The sequence below is a fragment of the Streptomyces sp. NBC_01549 genome, assembly GCF_026339955.1.
Lineage (GTDB): Bacteria > Actinomycetota > Actinomycetes > Streptomycetales > Streptomycetaceae > Streptomyces.
The window spans coordinates 2,556,816-2,575,045 of sequence record NZ_JAPEPW010000001.1 but is presented as its reverse complement, the minus strand read 5'-3'; the positions used below and the strand labels follow the sequence as shown (position 1 = coordinate 2,575,045).

At 70.7% G+C, this 18,230-nt stretch carries 15 protein-coding genes and 1 tRNA gene; 5 read left to right on the top strand and 11 right to left on the bottom strand.

The features are described 5' to 3' along the window. Positions 1-80: 80 nt before the first annotated feature. From topA to OG819_RS11105, 5 genes are all read left to right on the top strand, one after another. Positions 81-2,894 carry a type I DNA topoisomerase gene (topA, locus tag OG819_RS11125; protein WP_266627117.1) on the top strand — a complete coding sequence of 938 codons (2,814 nt, stop codon included), beginning with the start codon at positions 81-83 and terminating at the stop codon, positions 2,892-2,894. Between the two features lie 180 nt (positions 2,895-3,074). Further along, positions 3,075-6,278: a dTMP kinase gene (tmk, locus tag OG819_RS11120; protein WP_266649186.1), complete on the top strand. Its 3,204-nt coding sequence runs from the start codon at positions 3,075-3,077 to the stop codon at positions 6,276-6,278. 109 nt (positions 6,279-6,387) lie between these two features. After that, positions 6,388-7,593, top strand: coding sequence for a DNA polymerase III subunit delta' (locus tag OG819_RS11115; protein WP_266649184.1), 1,206 nt, complete (start codon positions 6,388-6,390; stop codon positions 7,591-7,593). 256 nt (positions 7,594-7,849) lie between these two features. Further along, on the top strand, positions 7,850-9,409 hold the full coding sequence (locus tag OG819_RS11110; protein ID WP_266652658.1) for an alpha/beta hydrolase: 1,560 nt from the start codon (positions 7,850-7,852) through the stop codon (positions 9,407-9,409). 107 nt (positions 9,410-9,516) lie between these two features. Further along, a tRNA-Thr gene (locus tag OG819_RS11105) sits at positions 9,517-9,590 on the top strand. Between the two features lie 50 nt (positions 9,591-9,640). Here the strand turns inward: OG819_RS11105 and OG819_RS11100 are convergent. The 11 genes from OG819_RS11100 to OG819_RS11050 form a co-directional block, all read right to left on the bottom strand. Continuing rightward, the gene (locus OG819_RS11100; RefSeq protein ID WP_266649182.1) at positions 9,641-11,032 is read right to left on the bottom strand and encodes a tyrosine-type recombinase/integrase; all 1,392 of its coding nucleotides are present in this window, start codon (positions 11,030-11,032) and stop codon (positions 9,641-9,643) included. 63 nt (positions 11,033-11,095) lie between these two features. Next, complete coding sequence (locus tag OG819_RS11095; RefSeq protein ID WP_266649180.1) at positions 11,096-11,296, bottom strand: helix-turn-helix domain-containing protein; 201 nt, start codon at positions 11,294-11,296, stop codon at positions 11,096-11,098. Between the two features lie 172 nt (positions 11,297-11,468). Next, positions 11,469-12,641 carry a DUF3631 domain-containing protein gene (locus tag OG819_RS11090; protein ID WP_266649178.1) on the bottom strand — a complete coding sequence of 391 codons (1,173 nt, stop codon included), beginning with the start codon at positions 12,639-12,641 and terminating at the stop codon, positions 11,469-11,471. Then, complete coding sequence (locus OG819_RS11085) at positions 12,638-12,991, bottom strand: hypothetical protein (protein ID WP_266649176.1); 354 nt, start codon at positions 12,989-12,991, stop codon at positions 12,638-12,640. The genes OG819_RS11090 and OG819_RS11085 overlap by 4 nt, the downstream gene beginning before the upstream one ends. Beyond that, positions 12,988-13,902, bottom strand: a complete 915-nt coding sequence (locus tag OG819_RS11080) for a bifunctional DNA primase/polymerase (RefSeq protein WP_266649174.1) — start codon at positions 13,900-13,902, stop codon at positions 12,988-12,990. Before OG819_RS11080 ends, OG819_RS11085 begins: the two co-directional genes overlap by 4 nt. Positions 13,903-13,988: 86 nt before the next feature. Next, positions 13,989-14,549, bottom strand: coding sequence for a hypothetical protein (locus OG819_RS11075; RefSeq protein WP_266649172.1), 561 nt, complete (start codon positions 14,547-14,549; stop codon positions 13,989-13,991). 19 nt (positions 14,550-14,568) lie between these two features. Next, complete coding sequence (locus OG819_RS11070; RefSeq protein ID WP_266649171.1) at positions 14,569-15,054, bottom strand: hypothetical protein; 486 nt, start codon at positions 15,052-15,054, stop codon at positions 14,569-14,571. A gap of 14 nt (positions 15,055-15,068) precedes the next feature. After that, the gene (locus OG819_RS11065; RefSeq protein WP_190171262.1) at positions 15,069-15,263 is read right to left on the bottom strand and encodes a hypothetical protein; all 195 of its coding nucleotides are present in this window, start codon (positions 15,261-15,263) and stop codon (positions 15,069-15,071) included. Between the two features lie 20 nt (positions 15,264-15,283). Then, complete coding sequence (locus tag OG819_RS11060) at positions 15,284-15,535, bottom strand: hypothetical protein (protein ID WP_266649169.1); 252 nt, start codon at positions 15,533-15,535, stop codon at positions 15,284-15,286. A 140-nt stretch (positions 15,536-15,675) separates the two neighbouring features. Then, positions 15,676-17,910, bottom strand: coding sequence for a cell division protein FtsK (locus OG819_RS11055; protein ID WP_266649168.1), 2,235 nt, complete (start codon positions 17,908-17,910; stop codon positions 15,676-15,678). A gap of 84 nt (positions 17,911-17,994) precedes the next feature. After that, complete coding sequence (locus OG819_RS11050) at positions 17,995-18,204, bottom strand: hypothetical protein (protein ID WP_266649166.1); 210 nt, start codon at positions 18,202-18,204, stop codon at positions 17,995-17,997. Positions 18,205-18,230 lie beyond the last annotated feature (26 nt).

Below are 18,230 nucleotides of genomic sequence, written 5' to 3'. Positions count from 1 at the left end.
TCCGCAGCGTCAGCATGACCCGACCCCCGGGACCAAGGCCTGGGGGAGACCCCCTGCGTCGACCGGAGAGAAGAGCGAAGTTGTCCCCGACCAGCGACACCGCACACGGCGGCCGCCGACTCGTCATCGTCGAGTCGCCTGCCAAGGCGAAGACGATCAAGGGCTATCTCGGCCCCGGCTATGTCGTCGAAGCGAGCGTCGGGCACATCCGCGACCTCCCCAACGGCGCCGCGGAGGTGCCGGAGGAGTACACCGGCGAGGTGCGCCGCCTCGGCGTGGACGTCGATCACGACTTCCAGCCCATCTACGTGGTCAACGCCGACAAGAAGGCCCAGGTCAAGAAGCTCAAGGACCTGCTGCGCGACTCCGACGAACTCTTCCTCGCCACCGATGAGGACCGCGAGGGCGAGGCCATCGCGTGGCACCTCCAGGAAGTACTCAAGCCCAAGGTCCCGGTCAAGCGGATGGTCTTCCACGAGATCACCAAGGCCGCGATCCAGGCCGCCGTCGCCAACCCGCGCGAGCTCAACCAGAAACTCGTCGACGCCCAGGAGACCCGCCGCATCCTCGACCGCCTCTACGGCTACGAGGTCTCGCCGGTCCTGTGGAAGAAGGTCATGCCGCGGCTGTCGGCGGGCCGCGTGCAGTCCGTGGCGACCCGGCTCGTCGTCGAGCGGGAGCGTGAGCGCATCGCCTTCCGCTCCGCCGAGTACTGGGACCTGAACGGCACCTTCGGCACCGGCCGTGCCGGTGACGCCAGTGACCCGTCCAACCTGGTCGCCCGTCTGACCGCGGTCGACGGGAAGCGCATCGCCCAGGGTCGCGACTTCGACTCGCTGGGTCAGATCAAGGGCGCGAACACGCTCCACCTGGACGAGACGAACGCCCGTGCGCTCGCCGCCGCCCTCCAGGACACAAACTTCGCGGTCCGCTCGGTCGAGTCCAAGCCGTACCGCCGCTCGCCGTACGCGCCGTTCCGCACGACGACCCTCCAGCAGGAGGCCTCGCGCAAACTCGGCTTCGGCGCGAAGGCCACCATGCAGGTGGCCCAGAAGCTGTACGAGAACGGCTTCATCACGTACATGCGTACGGACTCCACGACCCTCTCGGACACGGCGATCTCCGCCGCCCGTGCCCAGGTCACGCAGCTCTACGGCGCCGACTACCTGCCAGCCCAGCCGCGGACGTACGCCGGGAAGGTCAAGAACGCGCAGGAGGCGCACGAGGCGATCCGTCCCTCGGGTGATCGTTTCCGCACCCCGGCCGAGACGGGCCTGACCGGCGACCAGTTCAAGCTGTACGAGCTGATCTGGAAGCGGACCGTCGCCTCCCAGATGAAGGACGCGGTCGGCAACTCCGTCACCGTGAAGATCGCGGGCACGGCCTCCGACGGCCGCGACGCCGAGTTCAGCGCGTCCGGCAAGACGATCACCTTCCACGGCTTCCTGAAGGCGTACGTCGAGGGCGCGGACGACCCGAACGCCGAGCTCGACGACCGCGAGCGCCGTCTCCCGCAGGTCAACGAGGGCGACCCGCTGTCCGCCGAGGAGATCACGGTCGACGGGCACGCCACCAAGCCCCCGGCCCGCTACACCGAGGCGTCGCTGGTCAAGGAGCTCGAAGAGCGCGAGATCGGCCGCCCGTCGACGTACGCGTCGATCATCGGCACCATCCTCGACCGCGGATACGTGTTCAAGAAGGGCACGGCACTCGTGCCGTCCTTCCTGTCCTTCGCCGTGGTCAACCTCCTGGAGAAGCACTTCGGGCGGCTCGTCGACTACGACTTCACGGCCAAGATGGAGGACGACCTCGACCGCATCGCGCGGGGCGAGGCGCAGGCCGTGCCGTGGCTCAAGCGGTTCTACTTCGGTGAGGGCGACGCCAGGGGCGCCGCCGAGGCCGGAAACGGCGACGGGGACCACCTGGGCGGCCTCAAGGAACTCGTCACCGACCTGGGCGCCATCGACGCCCGTGAGGTGTCGTCCTTCCCTGTCGGCAACGACATCGTGCTGCGGGTGGGCCGCTACGGTCCGTACATCGAGCGCGGCGAGAAGGATTCCGAGAACCACCAGCGCGCGGACGTTCCCGAGGACCTGGCCCCGGACGAGCTGGGCGTCGAGCTCGCGGAGGAGCTGCTCGCCAAGCCGAGCGGTGACTTCGAACTCGGCACGGACCCGGAGTCGGGCCACCAGATCATCGCCAGGGCCGGCCGCTACGGCCCGTACGTCACCGAGGTGCTCCCCGAGGGCACCCCGAAGACGGGCAAGAACGCCGTCAAGCCGCGTACCGCCTCACTCTTCAAGTCGATGTCGCTCGACACGGTGACGCTCGACGAAGCCCTCAAACTGATGTCCCTGCCGCGCGTCGTCGGCAAGGACGCCGAAGGCGTGGAGATCACCGCGCAGAACGGGCGCTACGGGCCGTACCTGAAGAAGGGCACGGACTCGCGCTCCCTGCAGTCCGAGGACCAGCTCTTCAGCATCACCCTGGAAGAGGCGCTGGAGATCTACTCCCAGCCCAAGCAGCGCGGGCGTGCGGCCGCCAAGCCGCCGCTCAAGGAGCTGGGCGAGGACCCGGTCAGCGGGAAGCCCGTCGTGGTCAAGGACGGCCGTTTCGGGCCGTACGTGACCGACGGCGAGACCAACGCGACCCTGCGCTCCGCCGACAGCGTCGAGGAGATCACCCCAGAGCGCGGCTACGAGCTGCTGGCCGAGAAGCGCGCCAAGGCTCCCGCCAAGAAGACGGCGAAGAAGGCCGCCGCCAAGAAGACGGCGACCAAGAAGGCCCCGGCCAAGAAGACGGCCGCCAAGAAGACGACGACTTCGAAGACGGCCGCCAAGAAGGCTCCGGCCAAGAAGGCCGCCGCCAAGAAGACGGCGGCTTCGGAGAACTGAGGTCCGGGTTCTCGGCCTGCAAAAGGTCTCGCGGCCTGCACCAGGTCTCGCGGTCCCTGTCAGGTCTCTCGCGGTCTCTGTCGGATTCAGATGTGGACGCCTCTACACGTTTCGGTGTGGGGGCGTCCACATGTTCGGGCACCCCTTCGGGCAGTCACTGGGGCCGGATAGGCTTGCAGGATGACGCGAGCCGAGCAGCCAACGGCCCCCAATCCGGCCACCGACGACGCCCTGGTCGCGGATTCCCGCGAGCGCGCCGTCCGCGCGCTGCTGCGCCGACCTCAGCTGAAACGGTTGTGGAGCGCCCACCTGGTGGGCGGTGTCGGCGACGTCCTGGCCCTGCTCGTGCTGGTCGTCCTCGTCCTTCAGGCGGCGATCGCGGAGGGTTCCTTCGGCGGTGGTTACCGTGGGGTCGCCCTCGCCGTGGCGGCCGTCTTCGGGGCACGCATTCTGGCCACGCTGCTCTTCGGAGCCGTACTCCTCGGGCCGCTCACCTCGCTGACGTCCCAGGAAGGGCCGCTCGACCGGCGCTGGACCATGGTCGGAGCCGACGGACTGCGCGCCGTGCTCATGCTCCTCGCGCCCCTGTGGATCGACTGGACCCCCGACAACGCACTCGCCGCCCTCCTCGTCGTCGCCTTCGTGACCGGCGTCGCCGAGCGCTTCTGGACGGTGTGCCGGGAGAGCGCGGCGCCCGCGCTGCTGCCCGCGCCGCCGCTGGAGGGCGCCACCGTACGCCCGCTGCCGGACCACTTGGACGCGCTGCGGCGCCTGTCGCTGCGTACGGCCTTCGTGGCGGTGCCGATCGCGGCCGCCACGCTCGTCGTGGTGTCACTCGTCAGCAACCTGCTCGGTGCCGGGATCGCCTGGTTCGATCAGCACCAGGCGGCGCTCGCCTCGTACGTCGCCGCCGGACTGTTCGCCGCCTCGCTCTCCGTGCTCACGTCCCTCGAACTGCCCGACACCCGCACCCCGCGTGCGCGCTCGCCCCTGGAGGGTCTGCGCCGCCCCAGGACGGGCACGGACGTCGACAAGGGCCGTACCGGCGTGATCCCGCTCCTGGTGCTCGCCTGCGCGGCCGTCGCCGCGGCGATCGCCGCGGCCGTCGCCGTCTCCGTGCTGCAGGCCAAGGACCTGGGCGGCGGACCGGTCACGTACGGCCTGCTGGTGCTGGCGCTGACCGGGGGCGTCGTCATCGGCATCCGGACGGCCCCCTCCATGCTGCCGTCGCTGTCACGGCGCAGGCTGCTCTCGCTGGTGATCGCCTTCACCGGGATCGCGCTGCTGGCCGCCGGTCTGGTCCCGGACGTCACCACGGTGTTGCTGATCGCCGCCCTCGCGGGCATCGGCGCTGGCGTCGCCGCGAACACCGGGCACGCCCTGCTCGACCAGGAGACCGAGGAGTACCGGCGGGCGCGTACGACGGAACACCTGCACGCGGTCGTACGGGTCTCCGTGGCGCTCGGCGCCCTGCTGGCGCCGGTGGTAGCCGCGGCGATCGGCCCGCACCGGCTCGAGAACGGCAAGTTCGTGTTCGCGCACGGAGGCGCCGCCTTCACGCTGATGCTGGTCGGCGCCCTGCTGCTGCCGGTCGCCGCGCTGGTGCTCGCCAAGGTCGACGACCGCTCCGGAGTGCCGCTGCGACACGACCTGCTGGACGCGCTGCGCGGCGGCGACGACCCGGTGCAGACTCCCACCGCGAACGGGTTCTTCATCGCCCTGGAGGGCGGCGACGGGGCCGGGAAGTCGACGCAGGCGGAAGCGCTCGCGGAGTGGATCCGCGCGAAGGGCCACGAGGTCGTGTTGACCCGCGAGCCGGGCGCCACGCCGGTCGGCAAGCGACTGCGGTCGATCCTGCTGGACGTGTCGTCGGCGGGCCTTTCGCACCGCGCGGAGGCGCTGCTGTACGCCGCCGATCGTGCCGAGCACGTGGACACGGTGGTGCGGCCCGCGCTGGAGCGGGGTGCCGTGGTCATCTCCGACCGCTACATCGACTCGTCGGTGGCCTACCAGGGAGCCGGCCGGGACCTGTCTCCGACCGAGATCGCCCGCATCAACCGGTGGGCGACGAACGGACTGGTGCCGCATCTGACGGTGCTCCTCGACGTCTCCCCGGAGGCGGCGCGCGAGCGCTTCACGGAGGCGCCCGACCGCCTGGAGTCGGAGCCGGTCGAGTTCCACACGCGCGTGCGGTCCGGATTCCTGACGCTGGCCGCGGCCGACCCGGGCCGGTACCTGGTCGTCGACGCCGCCCAGGAGCCCGAGGCGGTCACCACCGTCGTCCGGCACCGGCTCGACGTGATGCTGCCCCTCTCCGAGGCCGAGGTGAAGGCCCAGGAGGAGGCACGCAAGGCGGCCGAGGAGGCGGCCCGGCGCAAGGCCGAGGAGGAGGCCGCCCGCAAGGCCGAGGAAGAGCGACTGGAGCGCGAGCGCCAGGAACAGCTCGCCCGGCTGCGGGCGGAGGAAGAGGAGCGCAAGCAGCGCGAGCTGGAGGAGGCCCAGCGGCGCGAGGCCGAGCGGCAGGCGGAGGAGGCCCGGCAGCGCGCCGAGGAGGCCCGCCGCCGGGCCGAGGAGGAGCGGGCGCGGCTGCTGGCCGAGGAGCAGGCACGGGCCGCCGAGGAGGACCGGCTGCGCAAGCTGGCCGAGGAGCAGGCACGGCTGCGGGCCGAGGCGGAGGAGCGCCGCCTGGAGAAGCAGCGCAAGGCCGAGGAGGCGCTGCTGAGGGCGGAGGAAGCGCGGCGGACCGCGGCGGAGTCGGCGGCAGCGGCGGCGGCCGCGGCCACGGCCGCTTCGACTTCCGCTTCGGCGGCTGCGGGTTCCGGTGAGCCGGCGGTCGCGGGTCCCGTGGCCGCCAACGAGACGACGCTGCCCACGCCGGTCGTGACGCGCTCCGGAGAGCGCCGCGAGGGTTCCCGTTCCGACTCGGAGGAGACGGCCAAGCTGCTGAAGCCGCCCGTGCCCGAGGAGGCGGCCGAGAAGACGGCCGTTCTCCGGCCGGTGGTTCCGGGGGCCGCGGACGAGACCGCTGTGCTGCCGCCGGTACGGGACACGGGCGCGGCCGACGAGACGGCCGTGCTTCCCCCGGTACGGGACGCGGGCTCGGATGCCGCGACGGGCGCCGGCGTGGGTGATCCCACGGGCCGGGTGCCCTCGGGCTTCTTCCGGGACGAGCGGCCGGAGCCCCGGCCCGAGGGTGCCGGTGACCGTACGCGCGAGCTGCCGCAGGTCGATGCCGAGGGTGCTCCCCGCCGCCGCCCCCGTCCCGACTGGGCGGAGGAAACCCCGCTCGACGATCTCCCGACTCTGGCGGACGAGCTGCTGGGCCCGCGTGACGAGGACGAGCCGGACGACGGGCGTGAGGGACGGAGCGGCCGCTACCGCTGAGAGCCGGTGCTGAGAGCGGCGGTCGGGGGACGGTCGGGGGGACCCGTTGTCAGTGGCGACCCGCACAATGGACGCGGCAAGGCAAAGTGCGACGAAAGGGCGGTGCCCCGTGCCCGTATGGGACGACCTGGTGGGCCAGGACAAGGTGAGCGAGCAGCTCGCCGCCGCCGCTCGGGACGCCGACGCCCTCGTCACTGCGATCGCCGAGGACACCCCGCCCCCCGAGGCGTCCAAGATGACGCACGCCTGGCTGTTCACCGGCCCGCCCGGCTCCGGCCGTTCCACTGCGGCGCGAGCCTTCGCGGCGGCGCTCCAGTGCGTGAGCCCCGACCGCGCGCTGGGCGGAGTGCCCGGCTGCGGCTTCTGTGACGGTTGCCACACCAGCCTGATCGGGACGCACGCCGATGTGCAGATCGTCCGCACCGATCTCCTCTCCATCGGTGTGAAGGAGACCCGCGACCTGGTCCGCCGCGCCCAGATGTCCCCGGCGACCGGCCGCTGGCAGGTCATCGTCCTGGAGGACGCGGACCGCCTCACGGAGGGCGCGGGCAACGTCCTTCTGAAGGCCGTCGAGGAACCGGCTCCCCGTACGGTCTGGCTGCTCTGCGCGCCCTCCATCGAGGACGTCCTGCCCACCATCCGCTCCCGCTGCCGCCTGCTCACCCTGCGCACCCCGCCGGTGGACGCGGTCGCCGACATCCTCGTCCGCCGTGACGGCATCGAGCCCGGTGTCGCGGCGGCCGCCGCCCGCGCGACACAGGGGCACATCGGGCGTGCCCGCCGCCTTGCCACGGACCAGAGCGCCCGTGAGCGCCGGGCCGCCGTCCTCAAGCTCCCGCTGCGGGTCGACGACATCGGCGGCTGTCTCAAGGCGGCCCAGGAGCTGATCGACACGGCAGCGGAGGACGCGAAGCAGCTCGCCGAGGAAGTCGACGTCAAGGAGACCGAAGACCTGAAGGCGGCCCTCGGTGCGTCGCAGGGCGGCCGGATGCCGCGTGGCACGGCGGGTGTCATGAAGGAGCTGGAGGACCGGCAGAAGCGCCGGAGAACGCGTACGCAGCGCGACAGCCTGGACCTGGCCCTCATCGACCTCACCGGCTTCTACCGCGATGTCCTCGCTCTCCAGCTCGGTTCCCGGGTGGCCCTCGCCAACACGGAGGCCGAGGATGTACTCGAGCGCCTCGCCCGCGGCAGCTCACCGGAGGCGACCCTCCGCCGGATCGACGCGATCGCCGCGTGCCGCGAGGCACTGGACCGCAATGTGGCCCCACTGCTGGCGGTGGAGGCGATGACGATGGCGCTGCGGGCGGGCTGAGCCGAGGAGCGCGTGCGCGCAGCCGACAGCCGGGCCCGGGCCGAGGGGCCGGAGTGAGGAGCTGAGGCGAGGTGTGGGCACGAGGAGCTGAGTCGCGGTGTTGACCGCATCACTCGTAAGAGGCAGATCCGCGACTGGTGGTGATCATTGCATCGCGCAGGGTTACGCTCGCGAGATGTACTCCAGGTACTTCAGGCGCACCCCTCGGCTGCCCCGGTCCCGTCGGCCGGACCGACCCCTCGGCGCGATCCGCGCGATGCGTACCGTCCGCACGGGCGGCGCGCTGCTGGCCGCCACCGCGCTGCTCGTCTCCGCCTGCTCCACGGGGAGTTCGATCAGGACGGCCACGACGTCGGCCGACGCGGAGCTGGCCGCGCTGCCCCGCGCCACACCGTCCGCGCTGTCCTCGTACTACGACCAGAAGCTGGCCTGGCGCAGCTGCGGCACCGCCGGCTTCGAGTGCGCCACGATGAAGGCGCCGCTCGACTACGCGAAACCGGCCTCGGGCGAGGTCAAGCTGGCCGTGGCCCGCAAGAAGGCGACAGGCCCCGGCAAGCGCATCGGCTCGTTGCTGGTCAACCCGGGCGGCCCGGGCGGCTCGGCGGTGGGCTATCTGCAGGCGTATGCGGGGGTCGGCTACCCGGCGGAGGTGCGTGCCCGCTACGACATGGTCGCGGTCGACCCCCGCGGGGTGGCGCGCAGCGAGCCCGTCGAGTGCCTGACCGGCCGCCAGATGGACACGTACACGGAGGCGGACGTCACCCCCGACGACAAGAGGGAGACGGGTGAACTGGTCGACGCGTACAAGAAGTTCGCCGAGGGCTGCGGCCGGCGCTCGCCCAGCCTGTTGCGGCACGTGTCCACGGTCGAGGCGGCCCGGGACATGGACATCCTGCGCGCGGTCCTGGGCGACCCGAAGCTGAACTACGTGGGGGCGTCGTACGGCACGTTCCTCGGGGCGACGTACGCGGGCCTGTTCCCGGACCGGGTGGGCCGTATGGTCCTGGACGGCGCGATGGACCCGTCCCTGTCCGCACGCCAACTCAACCTGGACCAGACGGCGGGCTTCGAGACGGCGTTCCAGTCCTTCGCGAAGGACTGCGTGCGCCAGAGCGGCTGCCCGCTGGGTGGCCCGGGCACGAGTCCGGACCAGGTCGGCAAGAACCTCAGCGCCTTCTTCAAGCGGCTCGACGCGGCCCCGATCCCGGCGGGCGACGCGGGTGGCCGCAAGCTCGGCGAGGCGCTCGCGACGACGGGCGTGATCGCGGCGATGTACGACGAGGCGGCCTGGCCGCAGCTGCGTGAGGCGCTCACCACGGCGATGAAGGACAAGGACGGCGCGGGTCTGCTCGCCCTCTCGGACAGCTATTACGAGCGCGACACCAAGGGCAAGTACGCGAACCTGATGTTCGCCAACGCGGCCGTGAACTGCCTCGACCTCCCGGCCGCCTTCGCCACCCCCGACCAGGTGGAGAAGGACCTTCCCGCGTTCGAGAAGGCGTCCCCCGTCTTCGGTGACGGCCTGGCCTGGGCCTCCCTGAACTGCGCGTACTGGCCCGTGAGGCACACCGGCGAGCCTCACCGTATCGAGGCGAAGGGCGCGGGCCCGATCCTCGTGGTCGGCACCACCCGGGATCCGGCGACCCCCTACGCCTGGGCCAAGTCCCTCGCCTCCCAGCTGTCCTCCGGCGTCCTCCTCACCTACGTCGGCGACGGCCACACCGCGTACGGCCGCGGCAGCGTCTGCATCGACTCCACGATCAACCGCTACCTCCTCCAGGGCACCCCTCCCGCGAAGGGAAAACGCTGCGCATAGCCCTCCCGCACGCCCCGGAACCGGTCCTCCCGGGGCGTGTACGGAGCACCCCCGGAAACTGTGTAGACTTACCGACGTTGCTGATCGCACCATAGTGTGTACAGCGCGCCGCCTTAGCTCAGATGGCCAGAGCAACGCACTCGTAATGCGTAGGTCTCGGGTTCGAATCCCGAAGGCGGCTCTGTGGAAGCCCCAGGATTCTCACTCGCCGTGACCTGGGGCTTTTGCTTTTTACCGGAGCCGTCGGCGGCGCCGTGCACGTGCCGCGCGGCTGTCCGTGGTCTCAATTGTGGTCTCAATTGCAGGTTCGGGCTGCGGCATGAAGGCGTCTCCCATGCGGCGCATGGCGTCCTTCGAGAGGTGAGATCTTCCCTTCACGTACCGGCGCGTCTGACTGATCTGCGTGTGCCGAAGGATCTCCATGATGGTCGGCATGTCCACGCCCAGCTCATTCAGGATCGTGCCCGCGGTGTGCCGACTCCCGTCGTACAGGCGACGGTCGTCGATGCCTGCCTCTTTCAGTAGATCCTTGAATTCCTCCCAGTCGGCTCGGGGGTCCAACGGCCGGCCGTCCGGCCGCGTGAACACCGCCTTGTGCTCCTGCCACTCCTCGCCCGCGGCCGCTCGCATTTCCTCCTGCCGTGCCTTGTGCTCGCGCAGGTACGGAACGAACGGCGGCGGGATCGGGACGGGGTTGGTGCTCTTCTTCGTCTTCGGGCGAGTGAAGACCAGCCCACCGCCCTTGCGCTCAGGGCATGCGCTCGCGTGCCTCGTGCACGTCTTCGTGCACGGCTGGGGGCAACCGCGCGTGTAGTTCTTGTGCGTCTTGCAGTCCGGCGGGCAGGGCTCGAAGCGGTGAAGGCGAGCACCGCAGGCGTGCGCGTCCTTGCAGCCATGGCGCCACGTAAGGCGCTGAATCTGCCACTGGGGGTGGAACAACTCGCCTTCGAGGTCGACGTATGGCCACCGCAGGCCGAGCGTTTCTCCCTGCCGGAAGCCCATCCCAACGCCGACGCACCACCGCATGAAGTTGGGACGCTTGGCAGCGGCTTGCAGGAAGGCCTTGGCCTCATCGGTCGTGAACGGGTTCGCCTCCGTCTCGTCGACGGCCGGCGGGTCCACCAGCGTGGCCACGTTCTCCACGATCATCCGGCGACGGTGGGCAATCTTCAGGGCTCGCGACAGGATGCGGTGCACCTTGAGCACGTGAGACGGCGCGTGCCCCTCATCGAGCATGACGCGGTACATCTTCTCCAGGTGCTCAGGGGCGAGCTTGTCGAGGCGGTGCCGCCCGATGCCCGGAACGATGTCGTTGCGGGTCTTGGACCAGTAGTCGTCCAGGGAACGCGGCTTGAGCTTCAGGCTCGCGATGTCGGTGAGGTAGGTCTCCATCCACTGGGCCACGGTCGGTTTGCGTCCGGCCTTAGGTGCACGCCCCTTGTCTCGGAGATCCTCCAATTCCCTTACCTTGCGCCGCACTTCGGGCTCTGTCTTGGCCCTGCGGTGGCGTCGGTCGGGGCTGCCGTCGTCCTTGACGCCCATCGTGACGCGGCCGTGCCACCAGCCGTCGCTGCCCTCGTAGATGGACGATTCCATGTTCAGTTTCTTGGGGCGGGGGCTCATGCAGTCCTCCATGAAAGAGGCGGCCCCGGACGATTGTCCGGGGCCGCCTCGGTCGGGCTCGGGTCAGTTGGGCAGCGGTTCGAGGCTGTCCACGTAGGCCTCAAGGTCGCTCCGGCGTATGCGGCGGGAGCGTCCTCGCTTGATGTACTTCAGGGCCCCCTCGGCCATCAGCTCGTAGACGGTTGAGCGGCCGTAGCGAAGAACCTTTGCGGCATCCTCGGGGGTGTAGAGCAGTTGATCGGCGGACGAGAGCGCGGTGCTCATCGGGCGTGCCTCCTCGGCGGGCGTCCTCTCTGGGGCCTCTCAGAAGTCCGCTACATCCGCTACGCCGCTACATCGCAGGTCAGCGGCATGTTTTGTGTAGCGGATGGGCGGGATGTAGCGGCTACGGCCGCTTACGGGTGCGGGGGCGTAGCCGCTACATCGGGGCTCGCCGCTACAGATTCAGTTGCTCTGACCTGGGCTGTAGCGGTGTAGCGGATGTAGCGGCCCCAGGGGGCGGGCAGTAGCGGGACCATGCGTCGTCGAGGTCCTTGGCGAAGAACCCTTTGAGGACTCCGCCGGCGGTGCGGATGTTGCGGGAGACGATCGGGTCGCCGTCGACGGTGACGTACTCGCTGAGCATCTTGGAGAGGCGCCGGTTGTCGAGCGGCTTGCCGTTGAGGTCGGCCCATGGGGCGTCATCGAGGGCGTTGAGGCGGTCCAGGATGGCGACGGTGGGAAGGCGGTCGATGCCGATGAGCACGTGATCGCGTAGGTCTGTCAGGAGCCGGATGCCGATGCTGCCCTTGTCGTTGGCCCGTGAGGCGTTGACCAGGGTCAGGCAGGCTTCGCGGGCTCGGCGGGGCCAGTCGCCCCCGGCAGCGTCCGCGACGGCGAGCAGCGGTTCCCAAACGTCCGCCGGGCGGTCGGTGACGCCGTCCGGCAGAGCGGGGAAGGCGCCAGCGACGCGCTTTTCTACGGACTCCGCCCACTTGGCGAGGCGGTCGCGGATCACGTTGCCCTCGCGGACGTGGATACGGGAGCGGAAGGGTTCTGCCTTCTCGTTCCTCGCCCGGCGGCGCATTCGGATGATGACGGAGCGGGTCAGGATCGTGTCGGGCAGCGAGCCGAGTCCGGCGACGGCGACAGCGCAGTACGAGGGGAAGCCCTGTACCTGCTGGTTGGAGCCGTCCCCGACGCATCGGTACATGACGCGTCCGCGCGCGTGGCCGGCGTTGATGAACCCGCGGAGCTGCTCGTTGTCCCCGGCTTTGGGGCCAAAGACGGTGTCAATCTCGTCGAACAGGATCGTGGGCCGTCCGCCGTCGATCCCGGAGACGGCCCGGAACAGGGCGGCGGCGGATGCGTCCGCAGCGGCCATGGAGCGCGGCACGAGGGTCTCGACTACGTCCAGCGCGCGGGACTTCCCGGAACCCGGTTCGGGCGAGAGGAACGCGAGTCGGGGGGTGGAGTCGAACGCGTCGAGCATGTGCGCGTGTGCGTCCCACAGCGTGACAGCGACGTAGGCGGCTTCGAGCGGGAAGACGTTGAAGCGGCGGTGGAAGGCTTCCACCTCGTTCAGCAGGGCCGCGCCGTCGATGGACGGGCCGGGCGTTGTGTCGGTCATGCGGCGGTCCTCCCTTTCTGGGGAGTGCGGAGCGGGCAGGCGTCGCGGTGGGCTTCGTGGTCGGTGATCAGGGCGAGGACGCGGGCTTTGCCGACGGCGCTGCGGTCACGGCCGCACAGGCATTTCGAGGTGGCGGTCGGGACGGCGCCGCGCGGGGCGCAGATGTGCAGCCACGCGACGGGGTAGCGGCCGTCTCCCTGCTGCGGGTCAGGGCGAACGGCAATGGGGACGCCTTCGGCGACGCCCTTCGGCTCGCCCACGGCCGGTGTGTCCACAGGCTGTGGAGCGACGTGCGGCGTGGCCGTGGTGGGGGTGATGCTCTTCAGAGGGGGATGGGAAGGGGCGGTCATGCCGCGTCCCGCCGGCGCTGGTTGTGGGCGATGGACCAGTTGAGGGCGCTGCGGAGGGTGGCGCGGCACTGGGACGACGGCAGTCCCACCGCCTCGCCTGCCTCCTGAAGAGCCTGCTCGACCTCGTGTCGGGGGAGGTCGCCCCACGCGATGAAGCGCCCCATGGCTCGCGCCGCCCGGAACAACCTCGCCTCGCGCTGGCCGAGTTGGGCCCCGGAGACGTTGCGGACCTCATTGCCGAGCGCCGTGCCCGCGTATCGGCGGGATTGTTCCGTTACGGGCGCTGCGGGGGCCTGTACGGGCTTGGGGGCCGGTTTCAGGATGCTCAGCAGCCACGAGGGCAGAGAAGCCGTTACAGGGCCGCTCATGGCTTCGTAGGGTCCGGCGGGGGTGATGCTGCCCGCGGCGACGACGTAGCCGCCCCACGCCCGGGTGTCGACCAACGGGGCGATCGTTCCTGCCGTGTTGGCCAGCCGCACGCCGGACGGCGCCGCGAAGTACAGGTGCCATCCGCCGCTCGCGGTCCGGGTCCGGTAGGTGTTGGGGACGGCGTGACCGGTGCGCTCGCAGAGCGCCTCAAAGGTCGTCGCGCCGTCAGGCGCGTCCCCATTGCTGTTGTCCTTGGGCATGTCGAGGTCGACGACCAGCAGCCCGGAAGGGCCGGTGGCGATACCGACGTTGAACGCGCTCGTGGCCCAAGTGGCGCGGATGCGGTCGGGGTCGGTCGTCGCGCGCTGCTCCCACTTGAGGTGGCCTGCCTCGCACGCTCCGGTGCGCGGGCAGGTGGCTTCCCCGTGGAGGGCGGGGCGCTTGGTGCCGGGGCGGAGCGGGAAGACGTACCAGCCGCGGCCGGCAGCGTTCAGGGCGGCGGCGAGTAAGACCTCTCGCCGGTTGTCCGTGGGTTGGGTCATGCTGGAGGTCTCCAGTTCCTGTGTTGGGTTCTGGTTGGCAAGGGCGGCCCCGGACTTTGGCGAGACGGGGGCCGCCCTTGGCGTAGCTACTGGTTCTCGGCCCAGACGGCGTATTCCTGGCGGACGTAGCCGCGCGGGTGGGCGAGCGTGGCCGGGTGCTCCGGCCAGTACGGGGCGCCGCTGTAGTCGCCCTCGCCGTCCTGGTCGATCTCGATGAGCTGGCGAGCGGCATGGGCCGCGATCTCGTCGGTTCCGTTGCGGACGCCGTCGGCCTCGTGCTCCAGCGCGATGCGGTCCAGCAGGGCGGCTTTGCGGAGCCAGTACTCGCGGTCCACGTCGCCGCCGTGCGGGTTCTCGGTGAGCGTCCTGGCCGTGGAAGCGGTCCATGCGATCTCGTAGGTGATGCCGGGGGCGGTGGCGTAGGCGTCTTCCGGCGTGGGCCATGCTGTCGGCCCTGCCTCGGTCGCCTCGGGGGCATCGTTGAGCAGCGCGGCGGGGTCGGGGTGGAAGGCTTTGGTGTAGAGGCGGACGCGGTGGCCGTTGTGGGCGGGGCGGCGCTGGATGGGGTCGCAGTCGAACGCGGCGGTCAACGCGCGGGTGATGTCCGGCTCGTCGGCGGGGTCGCAGATGATGCGGATGTCGAACACGGTTCTCCTCTGGGGGTGTTCAGCCGTGGAAGTGGCTGCGCTTGATGACGGCTTTGCGGATGTTGACCGTGCTGCCCTTGCCGCCGGTGATGGCGCGAGCGGGGGTGCGCAGGGCGAGGACGACGAGGGCGATCCAGATCAGTGCCCCGCCGCTGAAGCCGGCGGCGGCGTTGATGACTTCGCCGATGCCGTATCCGGCCCCGGCGGACAGGGCGCCGCCCCCGATGCCGGCGCCCATGAGGCGCTGCGCGACGGGGTCGAGGAGCGGGAGCGGGGTCAGGTCGCGGGGCGCGGGGGCGACGACGGCGGGCGGGGCGAGGTGCTTGGGCATGGGGACCATGCGGCCGTAGGCGTCGGGCACCCACACCACCGGCTGACGCTCGGCGTACGGGTCCATGGCCACCGGCGTGGCGAGGTCGTAGGGCGCGAGCGGGGTGGGGTGGTGGACTTCCACGGCCGTCGGCTCGTATCCGGCCGGGCGGTGGTAAGCGGTGGGTTCGTTCACGTCCTGGTCTCCCTTCAGCGGCCGGTGCCGGCGAGGGCGCCGGTGACGGCGGTGACGAGTTGGTTGACGGTGTCGGCTGCGCCGGTGCCGGCGAGGTAGAAGCCGAAGAGCACGGCGGCGACGGCCGCGCCGGCACCGAGCGCCCGGAAGCGCAGCAGCAGCGCGAGCACGGCGGCGAGCAGCAGCACGAGCGGGATGGTGATGACCATGGGTCCTCCCCTGGGGGTGGTCAGCGGGTGCCGGCGCGGTAGGTGCGCGCGGCGCGGTTGTAGATCCAGCGGCCGACGCGTATGCGCTTGCCGGTGGCCTGGCAGCGGCGGCAGTCTTTGCCGCGCTTGAGGCGTCCCTTGCGGTCGGTCTTGAAGGCGTGGCCCATGCCGGCGCACTTGCGGCAGTCGCCGAACGGGCTCAGCCAGCACTTGGCGCTGTAACCAAGCGTGACGGTCAGCAGGAAGGCGGTAGCGAGGACGGGAAGGCTCATCAGGGGCCTCTCAGGCGGGTTTCGAGGGTTTCCGCAGGTGGGCCGATAGGTGCTAGCGACCTGATCAGGGGCGGTTTGGGTCGCTAGCAGGGTTGCTACCGGTAGCGACCCCTGCCGCTACCGGTAGCAACCTCTGGGACCTATCCGGCGTCCCGCTTCCTGTTGCGCTCCGTAATCGCAGTGGCGAGGTCATCGCGCTTGATGCCGCGCTTGTTGACCTGTTCGCCGTCGATGCGGCGGCTGATCTGGAGCGTGCCGACGCCGAACGGCTTGAGCGCGTTGGAGAGGGCTTCGGCCTTGGGCTTGGGATCCAGCTCGGCCCACGCGCCGTAGGACTCGGGGCGCAGGTCGGCGAGGCGGTCGACGATGGTCTCGGACCACACCTTGGCCTCGCCCTTGTCCAGCACCTGGGCGACGTCGTCCAGGATCGTGGCGGAGACCTCCGGGGCCGGGGCCTCGCCGGCCGCGTCGCCGGTGAGCGTGCCCTCGGCCTCGCGCAGCGCCGCGGCGCGGGTCAGGATGCGTTCGGCGTCGCGGCCGTCGGCAAGGTAGGTCCGCACGATCCCGGAGTCGTCCGACATGCCCTTGAGCAGGCCTACACCCTTGTGGGACTTGAGGAGCTTGGACGCGTCCAGGCCCTCGGAGTACGAGCCCGCACCGAGGATGGTGTCGGAGACCTGGTAGGCGCCGACGCGCAGCGCGAACCGTGCTTGGTGCTGGTCGCGCAGCTCCGAGGGGCACGCCTTGTCGTCCGGCTTCTGCGTGGACGTCATCACGCTCACGCCGACCGCCGGCGCGACCCGGGCGAGGTAGACCAGCAAGGACAGGATCTCCTTGCCGTGCTCGGGGTGCTGCAAGTACTCCTGCACCTCGTCCACCACGAACAGCGTGAGGGGCATGTTCAGCTTCTTGTCCCGGCTGATCTCCGGGGTGAGCTTGCCCTCCGGGCAGATGTGCAGCGGCAGTTCAGAGAGCCGGTGGTAGCGGTCCTCGACGTCCGCCTTCAGCTCGCGCAGCGAGGTCAGCATGTGCACCACCGGATCGAACCCGTTCTTGGGCACGATGCCGAACGCGATGCGGTGGGCGACCTTGGCGAACTTGCGCCAGTCCGGCGACGCCTTCCCGTCGAACAGGTACAGGCGTACGTACGGGTCCAGCGCGGCGGCGAGCGCGATCGTCCGGGCAGAGAACGTCTTACCCTGCCGCGGTACCGCGCCGACCAGCAGAGACAGCCACAGCATCGTGGCCATGACCGGGTTGCCCCGCTCGTCCACACCCCACGGGAACGGCTTCCAGAAGTCCACCCGCGTCGCCCCCAACAGCGGGGACTTGCCGGACGGGACGGCGAGCGGGTCGCGGTCGGCGATCCAGTACGACACCCGCCGGCCACTCGTCTCGTCCTTGTCCAGGAAGAGCTGAGTCGGCGCGATGTCCATGCCGGACGCGAGCCGGGCGTGAGCATTGAGGGCGTCCTCGAACGTCCTGCCGTACGGCAGATCGACCACCACACGCCACCCATCGCCGTCCCGCCCGATCGGCCGCGGGAACGCAATGGACTGGTCCTTGCTGGTCAGCCTGGCAGCTTCGTGCGCGCGGATGACGATGTCCGAGGACAGCCGCCGCTTGCGGAACGTCACCTTGGCCATGTCGATTAGCGGCCGGTCCGCCGGCGCCCCCACCGCGCCCAACGTGGTGGTCAGCGTGGCCACGGCCAGCAGGAGCAGCCACGACGGCGCCATGACGTACAGGGTGAGCGCGGCGGCGAGGCCGACCAGGCTCGCGATCGCCGCGACGATGCCCCGAAGCCTCACGCGGTCGTTGCGCTGCCGCGAGAGCTTGAGGTACTCGGCCGCGTCCTCGTTGGCCACGGAGGCGAGGCGCAGGGTTTTGCCTTCCGCGTCGAACACCCACCGGCCGATCGCGGCCGACCAGCGCCACGCCCCGCGCGGCGAGTACCACAGCACCTTCGGCGTGTAGATGCACGGCAGGCGAACGGCGTGGTAGCCGGCCACCGCGGAGTAGTGGCGGACCGCCCACTTGCGGACGGCTTTGCGCTGGTCGGGCAGCTTCACCCAGTCCGGCAGCACCGCCATGCGCGCCTTGTCCTTGGCCTCCATCCACTCGGCCACCGAGGGCGGGTAGACCTCGCGCGGCGGGTCGACCGGGGCACCCTCGGCCAGTCCTTCGGCCTCGGGGTCGTCGGTGTCGGGGGGTTCGGCCTCCCACTCGCCCGGCTTCATCACGCTCTCGGCCGGCAACTCCGGGGCGGGGGCCGGGTCGGTGTCCTTCTTCAGCGGGAACGGCAGCACGTCGGCCGTCCGCTCGCTGGTGCCCGCCGGCTCGTCGGGGGGCGTGAATACGGTGGTCTCGGTCACGATGGATCTGCTCCTTCACGGGAGTCGAGGGCCCGACCGGTTGCTGTGGAAGGTGGGCGGTCGGGCCCGGCAGCGAGGGGAGGTTCAAGCGGGCAGCAGGGTGATGTCGGCGAGGCGGCCGGTGCAGCCGTGGGCGCCCAGCCAGGCGCCGATGTCGCGCAGGGCCCGGGCGCGGCAGTAGCCGTGTGGGCCGGTGACGGTGCCGGAGGCGAACGCGCGGCCCTGGCCGCGTACGGTCACCCAGCCGTGCCAGGAGTAGGCGACGGCGGGCGGGGTGGTATTGGTGCTGGTCACAGCGGAACTCCTGGGTCTGGTCGACG